The organism is Paenibacillus sp. FSL E2-0190 (genome assembly GCF_037992965.1).
Taxonomy (GTDB): Bacteria; Bacillota; Bacilli; order Paenibacillales; family Paenibacillaceae; genus Paenibacillus_AQ; species Paenibacillus_AQ odorifer.
Genome location: NZ_CP150306.1, coordinates 179,346 through 200,567, shown reverse-complemented (window position 1 = coordinate 200,567; position 21,222 = coordinate 179,346). Strand labels below are relative to the sequence as shown.

Genomic DNA, 21,222 nt, shown 5'->3' with positions numbered 1-21,222 from the left:
CTATCTTGTCTATGTAATCTATCCATTATATAATTCCAGCATTTGAGAGAATAGTTACTGCTGTCATCACTATTGTCACATGACAAATTTGTAAATTTAACCAGTTATTATTCATCCTATTTAGGTATACTTTAGAGAACGAAAAAACTGGCCTCATGTGTGTTCAATCAGTTGAGAACAGTTACGTATCCCTTCTCGTTCAGCTACCTCCTTATAGCTCGATGAACCCTCTTAATACGCTCTGACCGCCTTTAATTTGAATTCCTCTGTATACTTCTGAAATGTTTGACCTTTTTTAGCCATAAAAAATATCCCCTCCAAGTGGCACTCAAGCCTACATGATAACATGAAGGTTTTTTTGAGTGTCTACTTGAAGGGGATAATATCAATCAGCGGGTCTTTCAAATGGAGCCGAGGGGAGTCGAACCCCTGTTCGAAGATAATGACACATAAGCTTCTACGAGTCTACTTACAGTTTTGATGTCATCCTAGAAGCATTCTAACCAATATTTGATAAGTCATTCTGATTAAGGAGACTGGTCATAGGAATAACTCCTTAGTATAGTGATCCATTTATATAAGTTAATCCTGAATATATCGGTTTTTCACAGTGCTTCTTCAATACGCAGAAAGTACCTTTGGCGCTACAGATGATGGCTGGATCCTTTTAATTTTTAGAAGTTGCTAATTCCCTGCGGAATCAAGATACGCTTCAGCTTCTTCTATCGATTCGTACAAGTTTGCAATATCTTTAAACATACGATTCATTTGCGTTTTGTAGAACGCCGTAGGCGCAACATACACCCATTTGTGTTTTGTGGACATTCCAGCTTTCACAGCATCTTCACCAGTTGGAGCAAGAATTGCCATCACCTCTTGCTTAAATACCAGACCACCAGTGATTACAGTCATACCTGTAAACCCTCGCTTAGTTTTCTTCAGTATCTTCGGAAATTGTTCTGCGTACGCAAAGGCATCCTCAACTTCCATACCGTCCGATGTTACAATAATTCTGTTTTTATTTTTAACATAATCAATAGTGAAACTCATAATAGTAATTCCCCCGAATATTTTTGCTTTTAAGTGCTTAATGCCATAATCTAATCTTATATCAGTTCGAGCTCTTATAGATGTAGTTTCGGAAAATGTGCCACTAAATATTAACTTCAAAGTGAATGATCTAATTTTAGGTGTAGACAACATGTCTACAAAAATAAATACTTTTAGTTCCCCATAATTCCTTGTCTGCATTCGTCTACAATTCAATCACTAAACAGCAAAAAAACCGCTATTTCAGCGGGTTTTCTTATGGGACTGAGGGGAGTCGAACCCTGACCGAAGATAACGGTACATAAGCTTCTATGAGTGTAATTACAGTTTTGATGTCACAAAATTCATGACTCCCACCAGAAAATTGTTTACGGTGTAGTTGTAATTCTAAAGTCAAAACTGTGCTATAGCGAAAAATCGGTAACACCCTTTTTATAGGAAAATTTAAGACTATATGTTTCTTCTTTTCCATAGGGCATTGTAGCAATTTTAATACGAGTATAATCAAACCTGCTATCTTTTAACACTCTCTTTATCAAGGCTATACTACGTTCTTCTTCCGTAATGATACAAAATATATTAAGAGCATATTTTTTTGGGTCGGAAATGCATTTGCCCATATCAAAGCCATCAACACAACCTAAGTTAGCATCTATTAGAGATATGTCCAGGTATTCTATTACTTTATCTCTTAACCAGTTATCACGTTGGCTTCCTTTTTCACTTTTTAGAGGATACTGTACTACTAACCAAAATTTTTCACTCATTCATAATCACCAGCCAATGAAGAGATTATTATAATAATTATAACAAAGAAACTTTGCAAAAGGGTATCGTTAACAATAGTATGGGAACCATCCTCATGCGGACGGTATTCGTGGTGGTAGAGAAATCTTTTCTAGTTTATAAAATGCATACCAAACATTCCGAAGACCTCATAGTAGACATGATAAACCACAAGTACACATTTGAGGAATTGGCTGAAATCATTAAAAAACATTGCCTAACTTTAATTATGAGGATACAAAAAAGCGACCCCTAAGGTCGCTTTTTCTAATACTCCATATGGAGCCGAGGGGAGTCGAACCCCTGTCCGAAGATAACGGCACATAAGCTTCTACGAGTGTAGTCACAGTTTTGATGTCACCCGAGTATCGCCCCGTAACCGGCTATACGTTGGGTCAGCCTGATTGTCTTCTTCAGCTCACCGCAGGCGGAGATGAGACAGCGTATCCCACTATTTGTTAGCCCCTATCCCTGTCACATGGGCGATGCAGAGTAGAAGCACGCACACAGTTTCTTAGGCTGCGAAAGCGTAGTTGTTTTGTTGTTTGCCGTTTAATAGGCTTTAGCGTTGATGAAGCGGACGCGTCCCCACTACTCGCTACTCATGCTCGAACTACCCCCGTCGAATCCAAGAACGGCCCCTCATTAAAAAGGGCGCTTCGGATCAAGCGGATCTTCCAAGCAAGAGAGATCCAATCTACAGCTTCTTATTCAAGAAAACTGTAACGAAGCAATAACTAACTTACTTACTCAGTATAGCACATTTATCAACACTTTAACACGTGGGTTAAAGGAATTGAAGGTTGAAACTGGAACTCCTTTGAATCGTCTAGTTCTCCCAGATTATCTGGCGATCTTTTGCTTATCACGCAGTACACGCTGGATATCACGTTGAGCATCTCGCTTGGCAGCCGAGTCACGTTTGTCATACTCTTTTTTACCTTTACCAAGACCAATCAGCAGCTTCGCATAGCCATTCCGCACATAAATCTTAAGTGGCACAATCGTAAATCCATCTCGCTTGGACAAGCCCAGCAGTTTATGAATTTGCTCCTTATGCATTAACAATTTACGTGTGCGTGTGGGATCAGTAGGATTGGCACGGTTACCTTGTTCAAAAGGGCTGATATGCATGTTGTGAATCTGAATCTCACCATTGCGAATCGTAGCAAAAGCATCTCCAATATTAGCGCGGCCATTACGCAGCGACTTGATCTCTGTACCCGTCAGCACCAAGCCAGCTTCATAAGTATCCTCGATAAAATAATCATGGGAAGCTTTCTTGTTCTGGGCGAGTACTTTCCCGTCTGCTTTTTTACCCATGAGAATCACTCCTTGAATCATATTCATAAGTTAAAATAACCATGTCTGTCTAATCTTAAACGACACAGCCATCGAACGTCTGATCTATATTGTAACAAATGGAATCAAGTGAGCGCAAGGAACCTTCAACCAAATATACCTCACCTAATTTGTCATATAGTTGTCAGTAACATTACCCAATATCTAGCATTTGTTACAAAAAAACATTAAGCTGAGTTGATCTGGAGTTTTTAGAAAATAGCGAGGTTAGCCTTTTGCTTGTGCGCCTTAATTAACAGATAGTTATCCACTAATCTCTTACATATCTATATCCATTTACCCTATTTACTTATTACCTATTGTTCTCAATTATCCGCTTCCCCCTACTTGGATATACATCTATTCGACGCCTATTCAAATAGTGCCGCTTTTACCTATACTGTGCCTATCCTATACTGCACCTATCCTCTACCTATCCACTTTGCTATCACCTACGTTTTTCTATATAAATGTATTTCGTGCAACTATTTAAGCCTTATCACCGCCAAAAAACTAATTAGTTGCACTTTCTGCAGCTAAAAAAGCGAAATCAAACCAATTAGAGGTAACTCATCAGATTTAGATGTACAAAATGCAACTAACTGCCACTTTTACTACATAACCCAAATTTAACTGCACATAGTGCAATTAACCAAGTTGATGATTAGTTAAAAAGCACCGCCCCAAGAGGGACGGTGCTTAGTATCGTTATAGAGTTACGCAACGCATAACCGTCATTTATTTCTTTTTACGCTTACGTGGTGCTCCTTCTGGAGCGCCGCCATTATTGTCACTTCGTTTAGAAGTGACTTGCTCAGAAGTCTCTACGTTGCCTGGTGTAACGGACTGGCCGATGAACACGCCGCCTTTGGTTTTCTTTTTGCGGCGGCCTTTGCCTGTAGGAGCGCCGTTACGGCCTTCTCCACCGCCAAAGTTCCCCCCGCGATCCTCGCGGCTGCGGAACTTCGTGCTGCCGTCCACGCCCCGCGCTTCGCCGCCGGAGGAGTCGGACGCAGGAGCGCCGTATCCGCCTTTGCCTGAGCCAAAGCCGAAGCTGATGCCGCGTCCACCACCGGCACCGCCGGTGTCTCCTCCGCGGCCTCGCCCGCCGCTGCTCTCACGCGGCGCGCCTGCGTTGCCGCCGGCTTCGCCTCCGCGCTCTGCGCCCGGCGCAGCAACTACCCGGCTCGCATCCTCGCCGGCCTCGCGCCCGCGCTTCCGCTTACCGCGGCCGCCCGCTGCGCCAACACCGGCCGCTTCGCGCGTCCCTTCACCGGCGCGCACAGCTGCGCCCGGCTTGCCCTTGCCCGCGCCTGCAGCAGCGCCGCCGGGCTTGCCTTTACCGCCGCGTCCCTTGCCCGCGGCGCCTTTGGCCCCGGCCGGCTTAATGAAGCCGCCGCCCGAACGGCCGCCCTTGCCTCCGCGGCCGCCTGCAAAACCACCGCCGCGGTGCTCGCCTGGCGCGCGTGGCTTCATGTCGACCAACTCGAAATCGATCGTGTGGTCATCCATATTTACTTTGGCGACTCGGATCTTCACCTCGTCACCAATGCGGAACACACGCGATGTGCGCTCGCCAATGAGCGCCATATGACCTTCGTCGAAGTGATAATAATCGTCGCTCATTGCACTGAGACGAATAAGACCTTCGACGGTATTATCCAGCTCGATGAACATTCCGAAGCTGGTCACACTGCTGACCATAGCCTCGAATTCCTCGCCTACTTTATCCTGCATGTATTCTGCTTTCTTCAGTTGCTCCGTATCGCGCTCAGCTTCTACCGCCACACGCTCGCGTTCCGAAGACTGCTGAGCAATGTCAGGCATCCGGCTAGACAAATAATCATGCCGTTTCTGGGTCAGTGCCCCTCCATTCTCAATCACTTCACGCATTACGCGGTGAATGACCAGATCGGGGTACCGGCGAATCGGAGAAGTGAAGTGAGAATAGTATTCCGCAGCCAGTCCGAAATGGCCCGTGCTCTCCGCATCATACTTTGCCTGCTTCATAGAACGCAACATCATCGTACTGATGACCGTCTGCTCCTTTGTGCCTTGGATTTGCTCCAACAAATCCTGCAAAGCACGTGGATGAACCGAATTGCCACGACCCTTGACGTGATATCCGAAATTGGCCGCAAAAGCCATGAAATTCTGCAGCTTCTCTGGGTCTGGATCTTCGTGAATCCGGTAAAGGAACGGAACCTTCAACCAGTGAAAATGCTCAGCAACTGTTTCATTCGCTGCCAGCATGAACTCCTCGATAATCTGTTCCGCGACAGAACGTTCACGCTTCACGATATCTACAGCCTTGCCGTTCTCATCCACGATGATTTTGCTCTCTTCAAAATCAAAATCAACCGCACCCCGGCGCATCCGCGCATCGCGCAGCTTCATCGCCAATTCCTTCATGAGGCGGAAATCGTCAATTAGTGGACTATAACGTTCCAGCAGCTCTGGATCTTCGTCTTCGAGAATTTTACGAACATTGGAGTAAGTCATTCTCTCTTTGGTGCGAATCACGCTCGTAAAGACATCGTGCTTCACAACCTTCATTTGCTCGTTAAATTCCATTTCACAGGACATTGTTAACCGGTCTACCTGTGGATTCAAGCTGCAAATCCCGTTCGATAGACGGTGCGGCAGCATCGGAATAACCCGGTCTACCAAATACACACTACAACCGCGGTCATAGGCTTCTTTATCCAGCTCAGAGCCTTCACGCACATAATAACCTACGTCTGCTATATGGACGCCCAGCTTGTAATGTCCATTCTCCAAGCGCTGTACGTTTACCGCATCATCCAAATCCTTAGCATCTTCGCCATCAATCGTAACAATGTTCAGTCCGCGCAGGTCGCGTCTTCCTTGCTCCGCAATCTCCTCTTCTGTAATTGAATCAGGAGCACTATCGGCTTCATCCATCACTTCAGCTGGAAATGCTTCAGGCAATTGATGTTTGCGGATAATGGAAAGAATATCAACACCCGGATCATCCTTATGTCCGAGAATTTCAATAATTTCACCCTCTGCCGCTGCTCGGCCTTCCGGATAACTCACAATACGCACAACGACCTTTTGACCATCTACAGCACCTTTAAAGGATTGCTTCGGAATAAAAATATCACGATTAATCCGCTTATCATCAGGCAGCACAAAACCATAGGTCTCCAGGTTCTGAAAAACACCTACCGTCTGCAACACGCCACGTTTTACAATACGTACTACTTCGCCTTCCATACGTCCGCCGGACGGACTTTTAGAGGTAATACGAATCAGAACGATATCGCCATTCATAGCTCCCTTAAGATCATTTGCATGGATATATACGTCAGGATGATCACGATCATCCGGGATTAAAAAAGCAAAACCCTTCGCATGTGCTTGTAAACGTCCACGCAGTAAATCCATCCGTTCTGGCACGCCATAACGTGCAGTACGGGTCAATACAATTCTTCCATCCTGCTCTAATTCAATCAGCAGCTCCTCGAACTTTTTAAACCCTTCACTATCCTCTAGAGCAAAATGACTCACCAGCTCTTCATAAGTCATTGGTTTATATGCAGTTTCCCGCATGAAATCGAGTAATATTTCTTGTGTTATCATGTTCGTCACCCCAGCCCTCCGCGGCTTCAAGCCGCTGGCAAATATGTATATCTTGTCCTGCCCTGCAGTAATGCCAAGTAAATTTTACCTTTACTACTTCATACCCTAGTATACACGAAATCAATCCTGCGCATCCCTGTTACTGTCATCCAAAGGTTAACACAGTACAAAATTTCCTTTAACTGCTGAAATACATCCATGCCAATTTCAGATTTACTTCCTATCGATCCAGCCTTTTTCTTTGCGAATATGAAAAGAAAAGCACCCTTAGGTGCTTTTTAACTCCTTTTAATATAACAAAAAAGCCTCCGCTCTATTCCATTTAGAACAGAGCGAGGGCTTACGGTAGATCTTTTAGTCGATTAGAATAGCAGCTAGAATCGCCATGATGAAGAAACCAGCAGCAAGTCCAACAGTTACACGTTGTAGTACAAGCTCCATACCACGAGCTTTTGTTTTACCAAAGAGATGCTCAGCACCGCCAGAGATGGCACCGGAAAGACCCGCGCTTTTCCCCTTTTGCAGAAGAACGACCGCAATAAGACCGACGGAAAAAATCAGGAGCACAACTTTCAAAAAGATATCCATTCACTTCCACCTCCTACGCCTAAGCATCACTATCTATGGTAATTTAGGTTATCACGATACATAAACAGTATTCTTATTTTATCATAGCGCTGTCGGTAATACAACAGCTTAGACTGTTAAGTCGTAGCTTTTCTTGCAAGATAAGGACAAACCTATTAAAGTCTATCTTCTTCAAATCATAAAAAAGACCCGCCATAACGGCGGGTCTTCGAAGTCTGCTATAAAGGCAGATTATCTTTTAAGGTTGTAGAAGGATTTCAGGCCGTTGTATTGAGCCAATTCACCCAACTCATCTTCGATGCGAAGCAATTGGTTGTATTTAGCAACACGGTCTGTACGGGAAGGAGCACCTGTTTTGATTTGACCAGCATTAGTCGCAACAGCGATATCAGCGATTGTGCTATCTTCGGATTCACCGGAACGGTGGGAGATAACTGCTGTGTAACCAGCACGTTTAGCCATTTCGATAGCATCAAAAGTTTCAGTCAATGTACCAATTTGGTTAACCTTAACCAAGATGGAGTTACCGATACCTTTTTCGATACCTGTTGCAAGACGCTCAGTGTTAGTTACGAACAAGTCGTCACCAACCAATTGGACTTTGTCGCCCAATTTTTCAGTAAGCAATTTCCAGCCATCCCAGTCGTCTTCGGACATACCGTCTTCGATTGTGATGATAGGATATTTTTCAACCCATGAAGCAAGAAGGTCAACATACTCAGCGGAAGTGTAAGATTTACCTTCGCCAGCAAGGGTGTATTTACCGTCTTTGTAGAACTCAGTGGAAGCAACGTCCATACCCAAGAATACGTCAACACCTGGTTTGTAACCAGCTTTTTCAATAGCTTCGATGATTGTAGTGATTGCTTCTTCATTCGAACCAAGGTTCGGTGCGAAACCACCTTCGTCACCTACAGCTGTGTTCAGGCCTTTGGATTGAAGTACGGATTTCAAGTTGTGGAAGATTTCAGCACCTGTGCGAAGAGCTTCTTTGAAGCTTGGAGCTCCTACAGGAAGAACCATGAACTCTTGAACGTCGATGTTGTTGTCCGCATGCTCACCACCATTGATGATGTTCATCATTGGTACTGGAAGAGTTTTAGCGTTGAATCCGCCCAGGTATACGTACAAAGGAATATCCAAAGCTGCTGCAGCTGCACGAGCTACTGCCATGGATACAGCTAGGATTGCGTTAGCGCCCAATTTACCTTTGTTAGGAGTTCCGTCCAAAGTAATCATCAATTTGTCGATGCCCACTTGGTCAAGAGCGTCCATACCGATAACTTCTGGAGCGATGATTTCATTTACGTTCTCAACAGCTTTCAGAACGCCTTTACCCATGTAACGGGATTTGTCGCCATCACGAAGTTCTACAGCTTCGTGAGCACCAGTGGAAGCGCCGGAAGGAACGATAGCGCGGCCTTTAGCACCGGATTCCAGATAAACGTCAACCTCTACAGTAGGGTTACCACGGGAGTCAAGGACTTCGCGAGCATATACATCAGAAATAATAGTCATGTAAGTTAATCTCCTTTTAACATTGTTTTGGTCTTACTTGTATAGCTTAAAATCAAAGGCGTTATACCTTACCTTACTTACGGCTAGCAATCATGGATTGTCCGGTCATTTCCGCAGGTTGCGGAAGTCCCATCAAATCTAGGATTGTTGGTGCTACGTCTGCAAGAATACCGGATTCACGCAATACAACATTCTCAGTAGTCACGATGAACGGAACAGGATTGGTTGTATGAGCTGTGAACGGGCGACCGTTCTCGTCAAATACCATATCTGCATTACCATGGTCAGCGATAATAATGGCAACGCCACCTTTGGCAACAACCGCATCCACTACTTTACCTACACACTCATCCGTCACTTCTACAGCCTTGATTGTTGGTTCCAGCATGCCGGAGTGTCCAACCATATCAGGATTGGCAAAGTTAAGAATGATAGCATCCTGTCTTTCCGCTTCGATTTCCGCTACGCAGGCTGCAGCCACTTCGTATGCGCTCATCTCAGGTTGAAGATCATAGGTTGCCACTTTAGGAGAGTTGATTAAGATCCGAGTTTCACCAGGAAGCTCCTCGTCACGTCCACCGCTAAAGAAGAAGGTTACATGCGGATATTTCTCAGTTTCCGCGATGCGCAGTTGCTTCTTGTTTTGTTGAACAAGCACTTCACCCAATGTGTTATCCAGGTTCTTCGGTGAATAGGCTACATAACCTTGTACCGTTTCGCTGAAAGTAGTTAGGCATACGAAGTGCAGGTTTTTCGGGAACAAAGGACCACGATCGAAACCGCGGAAATCTTGATTCGTGAACACTTGTGACAATTGAATAGCACGGTCAGGACGGAAGTTGAGGAATACGACGGAATCGCCGCTCTCTACTGCCGTTACAGGTTTGCCTTCACTGTTTACAATTACACTAGGTTCAACGAATTCATCAAATACCGAGTTTTCATAAGATGAAGTGATGGCTTGCACAGCATCCGTGTATTTAGGGCCTTCACCATAAACCATAGCACGGTAGGCTTTCTCTACACGTTCCCAACGTTTATCACGATCCATTGCGTAATAACGTCCGGACACCGTTGCAATTGTACCCACGCCAACCTCTTCGATTTTAGCTACTAGATCTTGGACAAACTTCTTCCCACTATCAGGAGCTACGTCACGACCGTCCATAAAAGCATGGATATACACTTCATGCATATCTTCTTTTTTAGCCAGGTCAAGCATAGCAAACAGGTGGTTAATATGGCTATGTACCCCTCCGTCGGATACAAGCGCATAAAGGTGAAGCTTTTTGCCAGTGTTCTTAGCATTTCTAACTGCGCTAACCAGGGTTTCGTTATCGAAGAACTCACCCTCGCGAATCGATTTATCGATACGAGTCAAATCCTGATAAACGATCCGGCCTGCACCAATATTCAAATGCCCTACTTCGGAGTTGCCCATTTGCCCTTCCGGAAGGCCTACAGCTTCACCGCAAGCAGTGAGTGTAGTGTTAGGATATTGTTTCAGGTAACGGTCATAGTTAGGTTTGTTGGCTTGAGCAACGGCATTACCTTCTGTCGTTCCACGCAAACCAAAACCATCCATGATGATCAAAGCTACGGGTTTTGGAGCTGACATCTTACTTCGCCCCCTCAACCAATTGAACGAAGGAATCCGGTTGTAAGCTGGCACCGCCAACAAGCGCACCATCGATGTCGCTTTGGCCCATGTACTCAGTTACATTCTCAGGCTTCACGCTGCCGCCGTATTGAATACGAACAGCTTCAGCTGTTGCTGCATCATACAGATCTTTTACAAGACTGCGGATGTAAGCAATAACTTCGTTAGCATCTTGGGAAGTGGAAGATTTACCTGTGCCAATAGCCCAGATAGGTTCGTATGCAATAACAACTTTTGCTGCTTGCTCGGCACTAAGACCTTGGAATGCAGCTTCAGTTTGTACTTTACATACTGCTTTAGTTTGATCAGCTTCACGCTCTTCGAGCTTTTCGCCAACACATACGATAGGAGTAATTCCGTGACGGAATGCAGCATGCATTTTCTTATTCACGATTTCATCCGTTTCGCCAAAATAAGCACGACGCTCAGAGTGGCCAATGATAACATAGTCCACACCAAGATCACTTAGCATTACACCACTGATCTCGCCTGTGTAAGCACCGTTATCTTCAAAGTGTAGGTTTTGTGCACCAATCTTGATGTCAGTACCTTTTGCAGCTGCTACGAGTGCAGGCAGGTTAGTAAATGGAGCGCAGATTACAGTCTCAACGCCTTCTACTTCTGCTTTGCCTTTAATTTCAGCAATAAAGCTTTCTGCTTCAGGAACTGTTTTGAACATTTTCCAGTTACCTGCAATAATAGGTGTTCTCATGACTTATGTTGCCTCCTTCTTAGGTCTTACTTATCGTTCAGTGCTTCTACGCCAGGAAGCGCCTTGCCTTCCATGAACTCAAGGGATGCACCGCCACCAGTGGAGATATGATCCATTTGATCAGCCAGGTGGAATTTCTCTGCTGCTGCTGCGGAATCTCCGCCACCAATAACAGTGTAACCTTCAGTAGTTGCACAAGCTTTTGCTACTGCAAGTGTACCTTCAGCGAATTTATCGATTTCGAATACGCCCATAGGTCCATTCCAGACAACCAGCTTGGAGTTCTTGATAATATCGGCATAAAGTTCACGAGTCTTAGGTCCGATATCAAGTCCTTCCCAACCTTCTGGGATTTCATTGTAATCAACGATCTTAGTGTTAGCGTCAGCACCAAATTTATCAGCAACAACAACATCAACAGGAAGCATGAAGTTTTTACCAAGTGCTTTTGCTTTTTCGATGAATCCAAGAGCAACGTCAAGTTTGTCGTTGTCTACTAGTGATTTACCGATTTCAAAGCCTTGTGCTTTAGTGAATGTATAAGACAATCCACCGCCGATCAGGACGTTATCAGCCAAAGACAACAAGTTATCAATAACATCAATCTTGTCTTTAACTTTCGAACCACCGATGATCGCAGTGAAAGGACGTTCTGGGTTAGAAAGAGCTTTACCAAGAACGGACAATTCTTTCTCCATCAAAAGACCGGATACAGCTGGTAAGAAATGAGCGATACCTTCTGTCGATGCATGTGCACGGTGAGCCGCACCAAACGCATCATTAACAAACAAATCAGCCAATTCAGCGAATTGTTTAGCCAGTTCAGGATCGTTTTTCTCTTCACCTGGGTAGAAGCGAACATTCTCAAGTACAAGTACGTCGCCTTCGCCTAGCTCAGCGATTTTTGCTTTTACAGCTTCGCCAATTGCTTCGTCAGCTTTAGCTACTGGTTTGCCAAGGAGCTCGGACAGACGTTCAGCAGCAGTAGTCAAACGCATGGAATCTACGAATTCGCCTTTAGGACGACCCATATGACTCGCAAGAATGATCTTTGCACCGTTCTCGATCAAATATTTAATGGTTGGAAGTGTTTCGCGAATACGAGTATCATCAGTAATTTTACCGTCTTCTACAGGTACGTTGAAATCCACGCGTACAAATACGCGCTTACCCTTTACTTCTACATCACGGACGCTTTTTTTGTTCATGATTAATTCCTCCACACCCAAAATTGTTTCTAGCAGGAAACAAGAAATACATTTAGAAAGAGCGGAAACAAGGAATTTCTGTTTCCGCTCTATAGATGTTGCTTATATCAAGTCAATTACTTAGCGATTTTAGCGAATTTCTCCAAAGTACGAACCAATTGTGCAGTGTAGGACATTTCATTGTCATACCAAGCAACAGTTTTAACCAGTTGTTTGTCGCCAACAGTCAATACTTTAGTTTGTGTAGCATCGAACAGGGATCCGAAAGTCATACCTTTGATGTCGGAAGATACGATTTCATCTTCAGTGTAACCATAAGTGTCTGGATCGGAAGCTGCTTTCATTGCTGCGTTGATTTCTTCAACAGTAACGCTCTTATCAAGAACAGTTACAAGTTCAGTCAGGGAACCAGTTGCAACTGGAACACGTTGAGCTGCACCATCCAATTTACCTTTAAGTTCTGGAATAACCAGACCGATTGCTTTAGCAGCACCAGTAGTGTTAGGAATGATGTTCTCAGCTGCTGCACGAGCGCGTCTGAAGTCACCTTTAGCATGTGGAGCATCCAAAGTGTTTTGGTCGCCAGTGTAAGCATGAATTGTAGTCATCAAGCCTTCAACGATACCGAACTTGTCGTTCAGTACTTTTGCCATTGGAGCTAGGCAGTTAGTTGTGCAAGATGCGCCGGAAATAACAGTCTCAGTACCATCAAGAATGTCATCGTTAACGTTGTAAACGACAGTTTTCATGTCGCCAGTAGCTGGAGCGGAGATAACTACTTTCTTAGCTCCACCTTTCAAGTGTTTTTCAGCTGCTTCTTTAGTTGTGAAGAAACCTGTGCACTCAAGTACGATATCAACGCCTAGGTCGCCCCATGGCAATTCTTCAGGGTTACGGTTAGCAAGAACCTTAACTTCTTTACCATTGACTTTGAAGAAGCCATCATGCACTTCAACATCACCTTGGAATTTACCTTGAGTTGTATCATATTTAAGCAAATGAGCAAGCATCTTAGCGTCAGTCAAGTCGTTGATTGCTACCACTTCGATACCTTCTACATTTTGAATACGGCGGAAAGCAAGGCGTCCAATACGTCCAAAACCGTTAATTCCAACTTTTACACTCATTGAATAGTTCCTCCTAGAATTCGTTTTATTTATTCAAAACAGACGGTGAGGTCTGTCATGACAACAATGTTAAGTATGATGCAAGAAGTATGTTATTGCCTGCAATCTAAAAACTACGAAGATAGCTGTAGTTGATTGTCAATTTCCTTGCCTATTTCTACTGCAGCAGCCTCGTCCGTGACGAGAATATTCTCCTGCCCGAAACGCAGCATGGCATGAATGGCTTTGGCCTTGGGTTTGCCTCCTGCAATACCGATGACTTTCTCTGTCCGAATAATATCTTCTAGACGTAGACCCATCGTAAGCATGGTATGGACAACCTGACCCTCTTCATTGAAATAATAGCCAAAAGATTCGGCCACTGCCCCTTCACCCTGGATTTCCGAGACTGTAGCCTCGTCCAGTTTGCGGCGGCGGGTCATTTCAATGGCATCCCCAATCCCATGTACAATAATACGCGAACTACGGATGGTTTGTACAATCTCTCCAATATTAGAGTCAAGTGCCAGCGATTGGTATGCATCCCCGCTAAGCAAATCAGGGACATGCAACAACCGGTAGTTGGCTCCAACCCGCTTTGCCATGGTTGAGGCAATCGTGTTGGCTTGAATCTCCATACTCTCTCCTAATCCTCCACGCGCCGGAACAAACCAAGCGTTCTTATAGGAAAGGGACAACGGCGGTGCCAGTTGATCAGCCATATCGGCAAGCGTCGATCCACCTGTGACGGCAACTGTATCATCTGCGCGAAGTATACTCAGCAGCGCTTTCGCACCCGCTCGGCCAAGCTCTCGTTTGGTGAACGGCGATGACTCACAATCACCCGGTACTACAATAACTTTATCCAGACCATACGTTGCTCGAATTTTCTCTTCCAGCTCATCCAGACCAAATAGGCTCTTAACAACCGGCTCTAGCAAATCAAGCAGTCTACGTCCAGCAGCGCTAATGCGCATGCCAACACTCTCGATCTCAATAAGCCCTTGCGATTTCAGAAGATCCGTCTCGGCACGCAGTACCCGCTCAGTCATATCTAGCGAAGCGGCTAGCGTTCTGCGCCCAATAATATCGGACAGCATGATCTGATGAAGAATCGTGTACCGTCTCTTAAGGGTTTCCATGAGATCAGGCAGAAGCTGCTTTTGGATATCTAATAAATTACGCATACTTTCACTCCTGCAACTTCGTCTTCCTCTATTCCCTTGTTCATGGTCTCAAAACGTCCCGGGTAAACTTTTTAAGTCCCACCCATATTCTAACCAAATATTGCTCGAAGCGCAAGTCTTCCGAGAGTAGAATTCTCAAGCGCTTGTCTTCTTATACATTAATAAGGTCAGAAAAAGATATAGCGCCCGATGCCTGTCCCTAGAGCGCTTGTCCAGTATTAATATTACATTGCAATTGTGTAAAAATTGTATTATAATCATTTTTGTTGCGCCCGTGGTCCAATGGATATGACGTAGGCCTCCGAAGCCTGAGATCCAAGTTCGATTCTTGGCGGGCGCGCCATTAATTTCATTTTTGCACATAATTTAGTAGTGCCTATACTACTACTTAACCAAAGAGCCGCTTGTCGGCTCTTTTTTTTGAATATAAGTTTGACTTTCTTTGACTTTTTGTTTGAATTTGTTTATCATGTGGGTAATACGGCAAGAGTAAAAATGAATACATTTGAAGAACCAATATCAAGGAGGTTTTCCACGTGAGTTATATTCCTATGGTAGTAGAACAGAGCAACCGCGGCGAGCGCGCTTATGACATCTATTCCCGCCTGCTGAAGGACCGCATCATTTTCCTTGGAACGGAGGTTAATGACGTGGTAGCCAATTCTATCATCGCACAAATGCTGTTCTTGGCTGCCGAAGATCCTGACAAGGACATTCACCTTTACGTGAATAGCCCAGGCGGTTCCATTACTGCAGGTATGGCTATTTTTGATACAATGCAGTACATTAAACCAGACGTTTCCACCATCTGTGTGGGGATGGCAGCTTCCATGGGAGCTTTCCTGCTAAACGCTGGCGCCAAAGGCAAACGCTTCGCACTGCCTAACAGCGAGATCATGATCCACCAGCCTCTGGGTGGTGCTCAAGGTCAAGCAACGGACATTGAAATCCGTGCCCGCCGCATCCTCAAATTGCGCGATAAGCTGAACCGTATTCTAGCAGAACGTACGGGTCAACCTCTAGAACGTATTGAGAAGGATACAGATCGCGACTACTTCATGACTGCTGCAGACGCGGCTGAATACGGTATCGTAGATAAAGTAATCGAGAAGACATTGCCTAGCGGTGTGTAAGCTATAAAGTAAAAATATAAAGAGGCTGTGCTCTATCCGTTATGGTTAGAGCACAGCCTCTTTATATTTTATAGAAGACCTAAATCCAATTAAGCCAGCCCGCCATAACCTAGCGCATCCAGCTTCTCGGCAATTACGCGATAACCCCGGCCATTCGGATGCAAATGATCGATGGATAACAGCCCTCTCTCATTTCCTGCGAACTCACTGTAAATCGAAGCAAATCCACATACTCGGCTGCTGTACTGTGCTGCGTATTGATTAAACTGCCTGACCCACTCTGTCGCACCAACCACCTGAGGATAGGGGTTATATAATCCCACAATTCTAATGATAAAAGGTCTACGCGTCCTTGCCTTCAATTGTATAAGGATATTCATAATTGCAGAGAAATTTTGTTTGCATTCCTGAAGCGATCTGCGCAGTTCTGCGGATAAGTTGCCTTGCTGTCTTGCTGCTGATTTGGCCGCGTGAATCAAATCATTACCACCGATAGACACAGTGATGATATCGGCTTCTCGAACGGCTTCACGCATCATGGAATTTCCGCGCAGCCGCTGCTCCAGCTCTGAAGTAGTCATTCCGTTCACGCCTAAATTCGTAGAGGCTACAGTAGTCCGCAGTCTCCCTTCTGCCATTCTACGGTAAACCGGAACAAAACCGTTACCTGGCAGAGCACCAAATCCAGTCGTCAAGGAATCGCCAATTGCAGTATATTGGTAGCCCATAGCTCTCCCCCGTTCATAAACTAGTTACTCCCTTTAGCATATGAACAAGAGACAACTCTGGTAAGGGGAAGATGTCTTGTGCCGACATTAGCGGAGACGAAGCATTTCCATTTATTTTATGCCAGCAAACGGGCTACTGCCATCCGGCAAAAGCTCTTTGAAACTAAAAGTATACTCAGGGAAGCCTGCAGCATACGCTGTGTACTCATATAATTGGAAGAACAGAACAACCTTGTCGTCCTTCAGATAGAAATATTTCTCCGTATTCAATCCGTTGAATCCTCCCAAATAACTATCCTCTGCCTTCAGCAGCTTGCTCAGCTTTGCATTCAGCTGTTTTTTGTAGTTTGGATTAGCTCCAAACAGGTCGCCCAACAGTAGACGTTTACCATCCTTAAGCGAGAAGGTGAAGGCTTCACGGTTAGTCATTCCATGGGCGCCGCCCGTATCACTATACTGATGCATCACTATGCTGATCACACCATTCTGATTGTAGGTCACTACATAACCTGAATCATAGGTGTATTTGGGCTCTGCTCCATCTCGATCGGAGATATCCTGTTCTGCACCCGCCGCGAATTTCATAACACTTTCCTTCAAAGTATTATTAATAGCTTGTTGCGCACTGGAGTTGCCCAATCCACTGATCTTCGGATAATCAAGCTGAATATAAGCTTCTGCCCGATCTTTAGCATAAGTTTCCGTGGTTACCGTCAGCGCGTTCTGCGGTCTGTTCACCACATTCAGCCTACTGGCGGCCCGACTCCAATCTACCTTATAACCCATATAATCATTTAACAATCCTGATGGAACATAGAGGCGATTATTAATTAACTTCCCTTCATACTCTCGAATGAAATAGTTGTTCACCCAAACAGAAGTACCGTAGCTGGATAACATCAACTTAGCCTTGGCCGATCCTTTTCCAATCATGTACGCATTTTCCTTCTTATCATACACAAGCGGTAATCCCAACACATCTCGCATAAAAGTTAGGGGAATCCAGGCCAGTCCTTCCTTCAAAATACCTTCCTGCAACGAATTTATCCCGTTTGCCTTTAAAACGATACGCGAATCAATAGCTTTATTCTCCGTTTTACTAGCTGCTGCATAACCCGTTTCGCTGGGCAGCAGGCCTCCAACAAACAATAAACCTGCTGACATCAGACCTATGCCCCATTTGCGCGCTGATTCTTTTGAAATAATATTCATCATCTTATTTTTCCTCTCCTTTCCAATTTATTAAACAGAATCGTAGAGAACTTACACAAAAAAAGAGGCGCCCCCCACTATTACTAGTGGAAGATCACCTCTCCTCTCTGCATTCACCTTGTTCTGATACTATTTCAATTCATACATTACGCTCAGCTGAGTTGTAACTTTAACTACTCCGGGTTGCACGGATGTGCTTGCACCAGCATCTGCTGCAGCCATATTCATTTTTAGATTCTGTTCAAAATAAACCGGAGTGATATCGCCATCATTTTGGCTGACCGTGATCACTTGACCCAAGCTGCGTTTAGCTGCCTTAGCAATAGCCCCTGCTTTAACATCTGCATTCGCCATCGCTTTTTCAATCACCTGAGCTTCAAATGCAGAAGTATCTTCCACAGAAAAACGTGCATTTCCGATATTATTCGCCCCTGCCGCAGATGCAGCGTCCAGCAATTCACCAACCTTGGTCAGATCTCTATAAGACACTAACAGCGTATGATTGGCGTTGTACCCCTTCACTTGCTGTCCTTCTTTTTCGCTGTAACTATAATTGGGTTGCACATAAAACTGCGTGCTTTGAATATCTTTATCTGCAATTTTCCAAGTATTCTTCAGTAAAGTCATAATCTTCTGAATTTTAGCGGCATTGGTCTTCTGCGCTTCTTGCGCAGTTGTGGCCGTAGTATCCACACCGATGGACAAGTATACGATATCCGGCTTGAGGGACAATTCGCCTTTACCTACTACACTAACGACATTTTTCTGCACTTCATCTGCGTAAGCCTTTGCAGGACCTTGGAAAACACCACTCATGCTGATCCCTCCAATTAACAAACTCCCTACGATCATCACTGAACCAATTTTCTTCAATAAACCTTTCATATTTGCCAGCCCCTTTCATTTCTTGTGATTTGTTATTATCCTCTAGACGAGTCTTTTTGGTAAATGTTGCACGTTCTCCATCTATTTTTTGGTATTAAAAAAAGCCCCGAAGGGCTTTTGGTCATGCGATAAATAAAGTCTTCCTAGCAGAAACGATGTTGTCTTCCTATTATTGGTTCTCAAGCTCTTCTTTGCTGACCAGACTTGTCAAAGCGTTTACAGCTTGATCGGCATCCGCACCGTCCGCGCTAATGTAAATCTCCGTGCCGGAACTGATAGCGAGGCTCATAATCCCCATAATACTTTTAGCATTTACTTTTTTATCATCTTTTTCCACGAAAATCTCCGACGAAAACTTGTTAGCTTCTTGCACAAACAATGCTGCCGGTCGGGCATGAAGCCCTGTCTTCAACCGAACAACTACCGGGTGCTTTGTCATGAAACGCTTACCCCCTAATTGAGTTCTCCCCAAAAGTTTCACATTAATTTTATATTATTATATCATTATAACGTAAACCACACTAGAAAAAAAGTAATTAGCCGCCTCGAACCTTGTCCGCCAGCTCATCAATCTTACGAAGCCGATGATTTACTCCCGACTTACTGACTGTACCTTTGAGCATTTCACCAACCTCTTTGAGGTTGATATCTGGATGCGCCATTCGAATTTCTGCTACTTCACGCAGTTTATCCGGCAAATTCTCCAGTCCCATTTCTCGCTGCAACAGCTTGATATTTTCAATCTGCCGCACCGCAGCACTTATTGTTTTGTTGAGATTTGCGGTCTCGCAGTTCACGATCCGATTCACGGAATTACGCATATCGCGCATAATTCTTACATCCTCAAATTTGAACAGCGCCTGATGCGCTCCAATCAAACTTAAGAATTCAATAATCTTCTCGCCTTCTTTAATGTAAAGAATGAACCCTTTTTTACGTTCAATACAGCGTGCGTTTAGGTGGAATTCCCCAGCCAGATCCACTAATGCTTTACAATGTTCCTCATACATCGAGGAAATCTCCAAATGGTAGGAGGAGCCTTCCGGATTATTAACCGATCCGCCAGCCAGAAAGGCACCGCGCAAATAAGCACGCTTGCAGCAGTTATTCCCAACAATCTCATCATCAATACCATCGGTAAAAATAAATCCTTCCGACACAATTCTAAGATCCTTTAAGATCTCTTGTACACGGTTTGGGATTCTGACGATATAGACGTTATTTTTCTTCAAACGCATTTTTTTACGCACGAGTAGCTCAATATGGACCTGGTAATATTTCTTAAGTAAAGAATATACCCGCCTTGCAATCGCGGCGTTCTCCGTCGAAATGTCGAGAATAACCTTTTTGCTTGAAAGCTGCACAGATCCATTCATACGGATAAGCGCTGACATTTCCGCCTTCTCGCAGCAGGGTTCACTCTCCACCATCGTCAGCTCTTTTTTGGTAAGGGCCGCAAAAGACAAGGGTCTCACCTCTTTCTTGATAAGTACTTCGTTCTCATCTATAAGTTATACCCTAGGGTTTCTGTTTATCCAATCCTGCACAAGCTGATAAATGTGATGACTAAGCTTATCGGTATCATGTCTCAAATAAGTTCGGAATAAAACCAGTTTATCGGCTATAACCTTGTATCCATTGCCATCCAGCGCTTCTTTATCAAGCTGCACCGGGCGCGCACCCTTCTCGGCGTACTTCGTCTGGACCTGTTCCGGAATCTCACCGTCATTAACAATAACATAATCGAATAAATCGATCCCGATATGATCATATACAGCTTGAAGATGATCGCTGACGGTATAGTTATCCGTTTCACCCGGCTGAGTCATTACGTTGCAGACGAAAATTTTGATAGCATTCGAAGATACAACCGCTTCTGCCAGTTTCGGAACAAGCAGGTTGGGAAGAATGCTCGTATACAGACTGCCAGGACCCAGCAGGATCGCATCTGCATTCCGAATCGCCTCAAGCGCTTCGGGCAACGGTTCTACATCTGGCGGCTCCAAGGACACTCGTCTGATGATCCCGCCAGCTTCAGGGATTTTGGACTCCCCCGTGATAATCGTGCCGTCCGACATTTCTGCATGCAGGATTACAGCCTCACCGGCCGCAGGCAATACCCGGCCGCGAACAGCGAATAATCGACTGAGCTCCCGTACAGCTGTAACGAAATCGCCGGATATATCCGTGAGCGCAGCAAGAATCAAGTTGCCGAGACTATGACCAGCTAGTCCCTCACCCGTGTTGAAACGGTATCTCATAATCTCTGCCATGAGCGGCTCAACATCAGCCATAGCTGTCAATACGTTGCGGATGTCCCCAGGAGGAGGCATTTGCAGTTCACTGCGCAAAATACCTGAGCTTCCCCCATCATCGGCAACGGTAACAATAGCAGTAATATCTAATGGCTTCTCTTTTAAACCACGAAGCATAACAGATAACCCCGTGCCACCGCCCATAACGACGATACGTGGACGCTGTCTTTGTTCTTCAGCCACTATG

Annotated in this window: 18 protein-coding genes, 1 tRNA gene and 1 other RNA gene; 2 read left to right on the top strand and 18 right to left on the bottom strand. The window is 44.8% G+C overall.

Annotated features, from left to right (window positions below; genetic code table 11):
• Window positions 1–684: 684 nt before the first annotated feature.
• The 12 genes from NST25_RS00970 to NST25_RS00915 form a co-directional block, all read right to left on the bottom strand.
• On the bottom strand, window positions 685–1,050 hold the full coding sequence (locus NST25_RS00970) for a hypothetical protein (RefSeq protein ID WP_076126891.1): 366 nt from the start codon (window positions 1,048–1,050) through the stop codon (window positions 685–687).
• Between the two features lie 404 nt (window positions 1,051–1,454).
• Complete coding sequence (locus NST25_RS00965) at window positions 1,455–1,817, bottom strand: hypothetical protein (protein ID WP_339189108.1); 363 nt, start codon at window positions 1,815–1,817, stop codon at window positions 1,455–1,457.
• Window positions 1,818–2,113: 296 nt separating this feature from the next.
• Window positions 2,114–2,478: a transfer-messenger RNA gene (gene ssrA / locus NST25_RS00960) on the bottom strand.
• 201 nt (window positions 2,479–2,679) lie between these two features.
• A complete protein-coding gene (gene smpB / locus NST25_RS00955) occupies window positions 2,680–3,159 on the bottom strand; it encodes an SsrA-binding protein SmpB (protein WP_036687155.1) in 480 nt (159 codons plus the stop codon).
• A 756-nt stretch (window positions 3,160–3,915) separates the two neighbouring features.
• Window positions 3,916–6,783, bottom strand: coding sequence for a ribonuclease R (rnr, locus tag NST25_RS00950; RefSeq protein ID WP_076308747.1), 2,868 nt, complete (start codon window positions 6,781–6,783; stop codon window positions 3,916–3,918).
• Between the two features lie 354 nt (window positions 6,784–7,137).
• Window positions 7,138–7,371: a preprotein translocase subunit SecG gene (gene secG, locus NST25_RS00945; protein ID WP_076126868.1), complete on the bottom strand. Its 234-nt coding sequence runs from the start codon at window positions 7,369–7,371 to the stop codon at window positions 7,138–7,140.
• Window positions 7,372–7,602: 231 nt separating this feature from the next.
• Window positions 7,603–8,889, bottom strand: coding sequence for a phosphopyruvate hydratase (eno, locus tag NST25_RS00940; RefSeq protein WP_036687130.1), 1,287 nt, complete (start codon window positions 8,887–8,889; stop codon window positions 7,603–7,605).
• 73 nt (window positions 8,890–8,962) lie between these two features.
• Complete coding sequence (gpmI, locus tag NST25_RS00935) at window positions 8,963–10,507, bottom strand: 2,3-bisphosphoglycerate-independent phosphoglycerate mutase (RefSeq protein WP_340393193.1); 1,545 nt, start codon at window positions 10,505–10,507, stop codon at window positions 8,963–8,965.
• A gap of 1 nt (window position 10,508) precedes the next feature.
• The gene (gene tpiA / locus NST25_RS00930; RefSeq protein WP_076126864.1) at window positions 10,509–11,261 is read right to left on the bottom strand and encodes a triose-phosphate isomerase; all 753 of its coding nucleotides are present in this window, start codon (window positions 11,259–11,261) and stop codon (window positions 10,509–10,511) included.
• Between the two features lie 26 nt (window positions 11,262–11,287).
• On the bottom strand, window positions 11,288–12,469 hold the full coding sequence (locus tag NST25_RS00925) for a phosphoglycerate kinase (RefSeq protein ID WP_036687122.1): 1,182 nt from the start codon (window positions 12,467–12,469) through the stop codon (window positions 11,288–11,290).
• 116 nt (window positions 12,470–12,585) lie between these two features.
• On the bottom strand, window positions 12,586–13,596 hold the full coding sequence (gene gap / locus NST25_RS00920; RefSeq protein WP_036687120.1) for a type I glyceraldehyde-3-phosphate dehydrogenase: 1,011 nt from the start codon (window positions 13,594–13,596) through the stop codon (window positions 12,586–12,588).
• A gap of 113 nt (window positions 13,597–13,709) precedes the next feature.
• Window positions 13,710–14,762 (bottom strand): sugar-binding domain-containing protein, encoded by a 1,053-nt coding sequence (locus tag NST25_RS00915; protein WP_076126862.1) that lies wholly within the window; start codon window positions 14,760–14,762, stop codon window positions 13,710–13,712.
• A gap of 268 nt (window positions 14,763–15,030) precedes the next feature.
• Between NST25_RS00915 and NST25_RS00910 the strand changes: the two genes are divergently transcribed.
• A tRNA-Arg gene (locus tag NST25_RS00910) sits at window positions 15,031–15,105 on the top strand.
• Window positions 15,106–15,298: 193 nt separating this feature from the next.
• Complete coding sequence (gene clpP / locus NST25_RS00905; protein ID WP_036687113.1) at window positions 15,299–15,895, top strand: ATP-dependent Clp endopeptidase proteolytic subunit ClpP; 597 nt, start codon at window positions 15,299–15,301, stop codon at window positions 15,893–15,895.
• 89 nt (window positions 15,896–15,984) lie between these two features.
• Here clpP and NST25_RS00900 read toward each other — a convergent pair whose 3' ends face one another.
• The 6 genes from NST25_RS00900 to NST25_RS00875 form a co-directional block, all read right to left on the bottom strand.
• Window positions 15,985–16,623 carry a GDSL-type esterase/lipase family protein gene (locus tag NST25_RS00900; protein WP_076126860.1) on the bottom strand — a complete coding sequence of 213 codons (639 nt, stop codon included), beginning with the start codon at window positions 16,621–16,623 and terminating at the stop codon, window positions 15,985–15,987.
• A 111-nt stretch (window positions 16,624–16,734) separates the two neighbouring features.
• Window positions 16,735–17,838: a DUF4163 domain-containing protein gene (locus NST25_RS00895; protein WP_340393192.1), complete on the bottom strand. Its 1,104-nt coding sequence runs from the start codon at window positions 17,836–17,838 to the stop codon at window positions 16,735–16,737.
• A 126-nt stretch (window positions 17,839–17,964) separates the two neighbouring features.
• Window positions 17,965–18,720, bottom strand: coding sequence for an SIMPL domain-containing protein (locus NST25_RS00890; protein ID WP_076126857.1), 756 nt, complete (start codon window positions 18,718–18,720; stop codon window positions 17,965–17,967).
• Window positions 18,721–18,889: 169 nt separating this feature from the next.
• A complete protein-coding gene (locus NST25_RS00885; protein WP_036687106.1) occupies window positions 18,890–19,159 on the bottom strand; it encodes an HPr family phosphocarrier protein in 270 nt (89 codons plus the stop codon).
• A gap of 97 nt (window positions 19,160–19,256) precedes the next feature.
• Entirely contained in the window at window positions 19,257–20,186 is a 930-nt protein-coding gene (gene whiA, locus NST25_RS00880) for a DNA-binding protein WhiA (RefSeq protein WP_036687104.1), read from the bottom strand.
• Window positions 20,187–20,231: 45 nt separating this feature from the next.
• Window positions 20,232–21,179 (bottom strand): YvcK family protein, encoded by a 948-nt coding sequence (locus NST25_RS00875; RefSeq protein WP_169744815.1) that lies wholly within the window; start codon window positions 21,177–21,179, stop codon window positions 20,232–20,234.
• Between the last annotated feature and the right edge of the window lie 43 nt (window positions 21,180–21,222).

Bases quoted from the DNA above. Each gene is read 5' to 3' on its own strand.
- NST25_RS00970 (WP_076126891.1), bottom strand. From the start codon at position 1,050: ATGAGTTTCACTATTGATTATGTTAAAAATAAAAACAGAATTATTGTA.
- NST25_RS00965 (WP_339189108.1), bottom strand. From the start codon at position 1,817: ATGAGTGAAAAATTTTGGTTAGTAGTACAGTATCCTCTAAAAAGTGAA.
- smpB (WP_036687155.1), bottom strand. From the start codon at position 3,159: ATGGGTAAAAAAGCAGACGGGAAAGTACTCGCCCAGAACAAGAAAGCT.
- rnr (WP_076308747.1), bottom strand. From the start codon at position 6,783: ATGATAACACAAGAAATATTACTCGATTTCATGCGGGAAACTGCATAT.
- secG (WP_076126868.1), bottom strand. From the start codon at position 7,371: ATGGATATCTTTTTGAAAGTTGTGCTCCTGATTTTTTCCGTCGGTCTT.
- eno (WP_036687130.1), bottom strand. From the start codon at position 8,889: ATGACTATTATTTCTGATGTATATGCTCGCGAAGTCCTTGACTCCCGT.
- gpmI (WP_340393193.1), bottom strand. From the start codon at position 10,507: ATGTCAGCTCCAAAACCCGTAGCTTTGATCATCATGGATGGTTTTGGT.
- tpiA (WP_076126864.1), bottom strand. From the start codon at position 11,261: ATGAGAACACCTATTATTGCAGGTAACTGGAAAATGTTCAAAACAGTT.
- NST25_RS00925 (WP_036687122.1), bottom strand. From the start codon at position 12,469: ATGAACAAAAAAAGCGTCCGTGATGTAGAAGTAAAGGGTAAGCGCGTA.
- gap (WP_036687120.1), bottom strand. From the start codon at position 13,596: ATGAGTGTAAAAGTTGGAATTAACGGTTTTGGACGTATTGGACGCCTT.
- NST25_RS00915 (WP_076126862.1), bottom strand. From the start codon at position 14,762: ATGCGTAATTTATTAGATATCCAAAAGCAGCTTCTGCCTGATCTCATG.
- NST25_RS00900 (WP_076126860.1), bottom strand. From the start codon at position 16,623: ATGGGCTACCAATATACTGCAATTGGCGATTCCTTGACGACTGGATTT.
- NST25_RS00895 (WP_340393192.1), bottom strand. From the start codon at position 17,838: ATGATGAATATTATTTCAAAAGAATCAGCGCGCAAATGGGGCATAGGT.
- NST25_RS00890 (WP_076126857.1), bottom strand. From the start codon at position 18,720: ATGAAAGGTTTATTGAAGAAAATTGGTTCAGTGATGATCGTAGGGAGT.
- NST25_RS00885 (WP_036687106.1), bottom strand. From the start codon at position 19,159: ATGACAAAGCACCCGGTAGTTGTTCGGTTGAAGACAGGGCTTCATGCC.
- NST25_RS00875 (WP_169744815.1), bottom strand. From the start codon at position 21,179: ATGGGCGGTGGCACGGGGTTATCTGTTATGCTTCGTGGTTTAAAAGAG.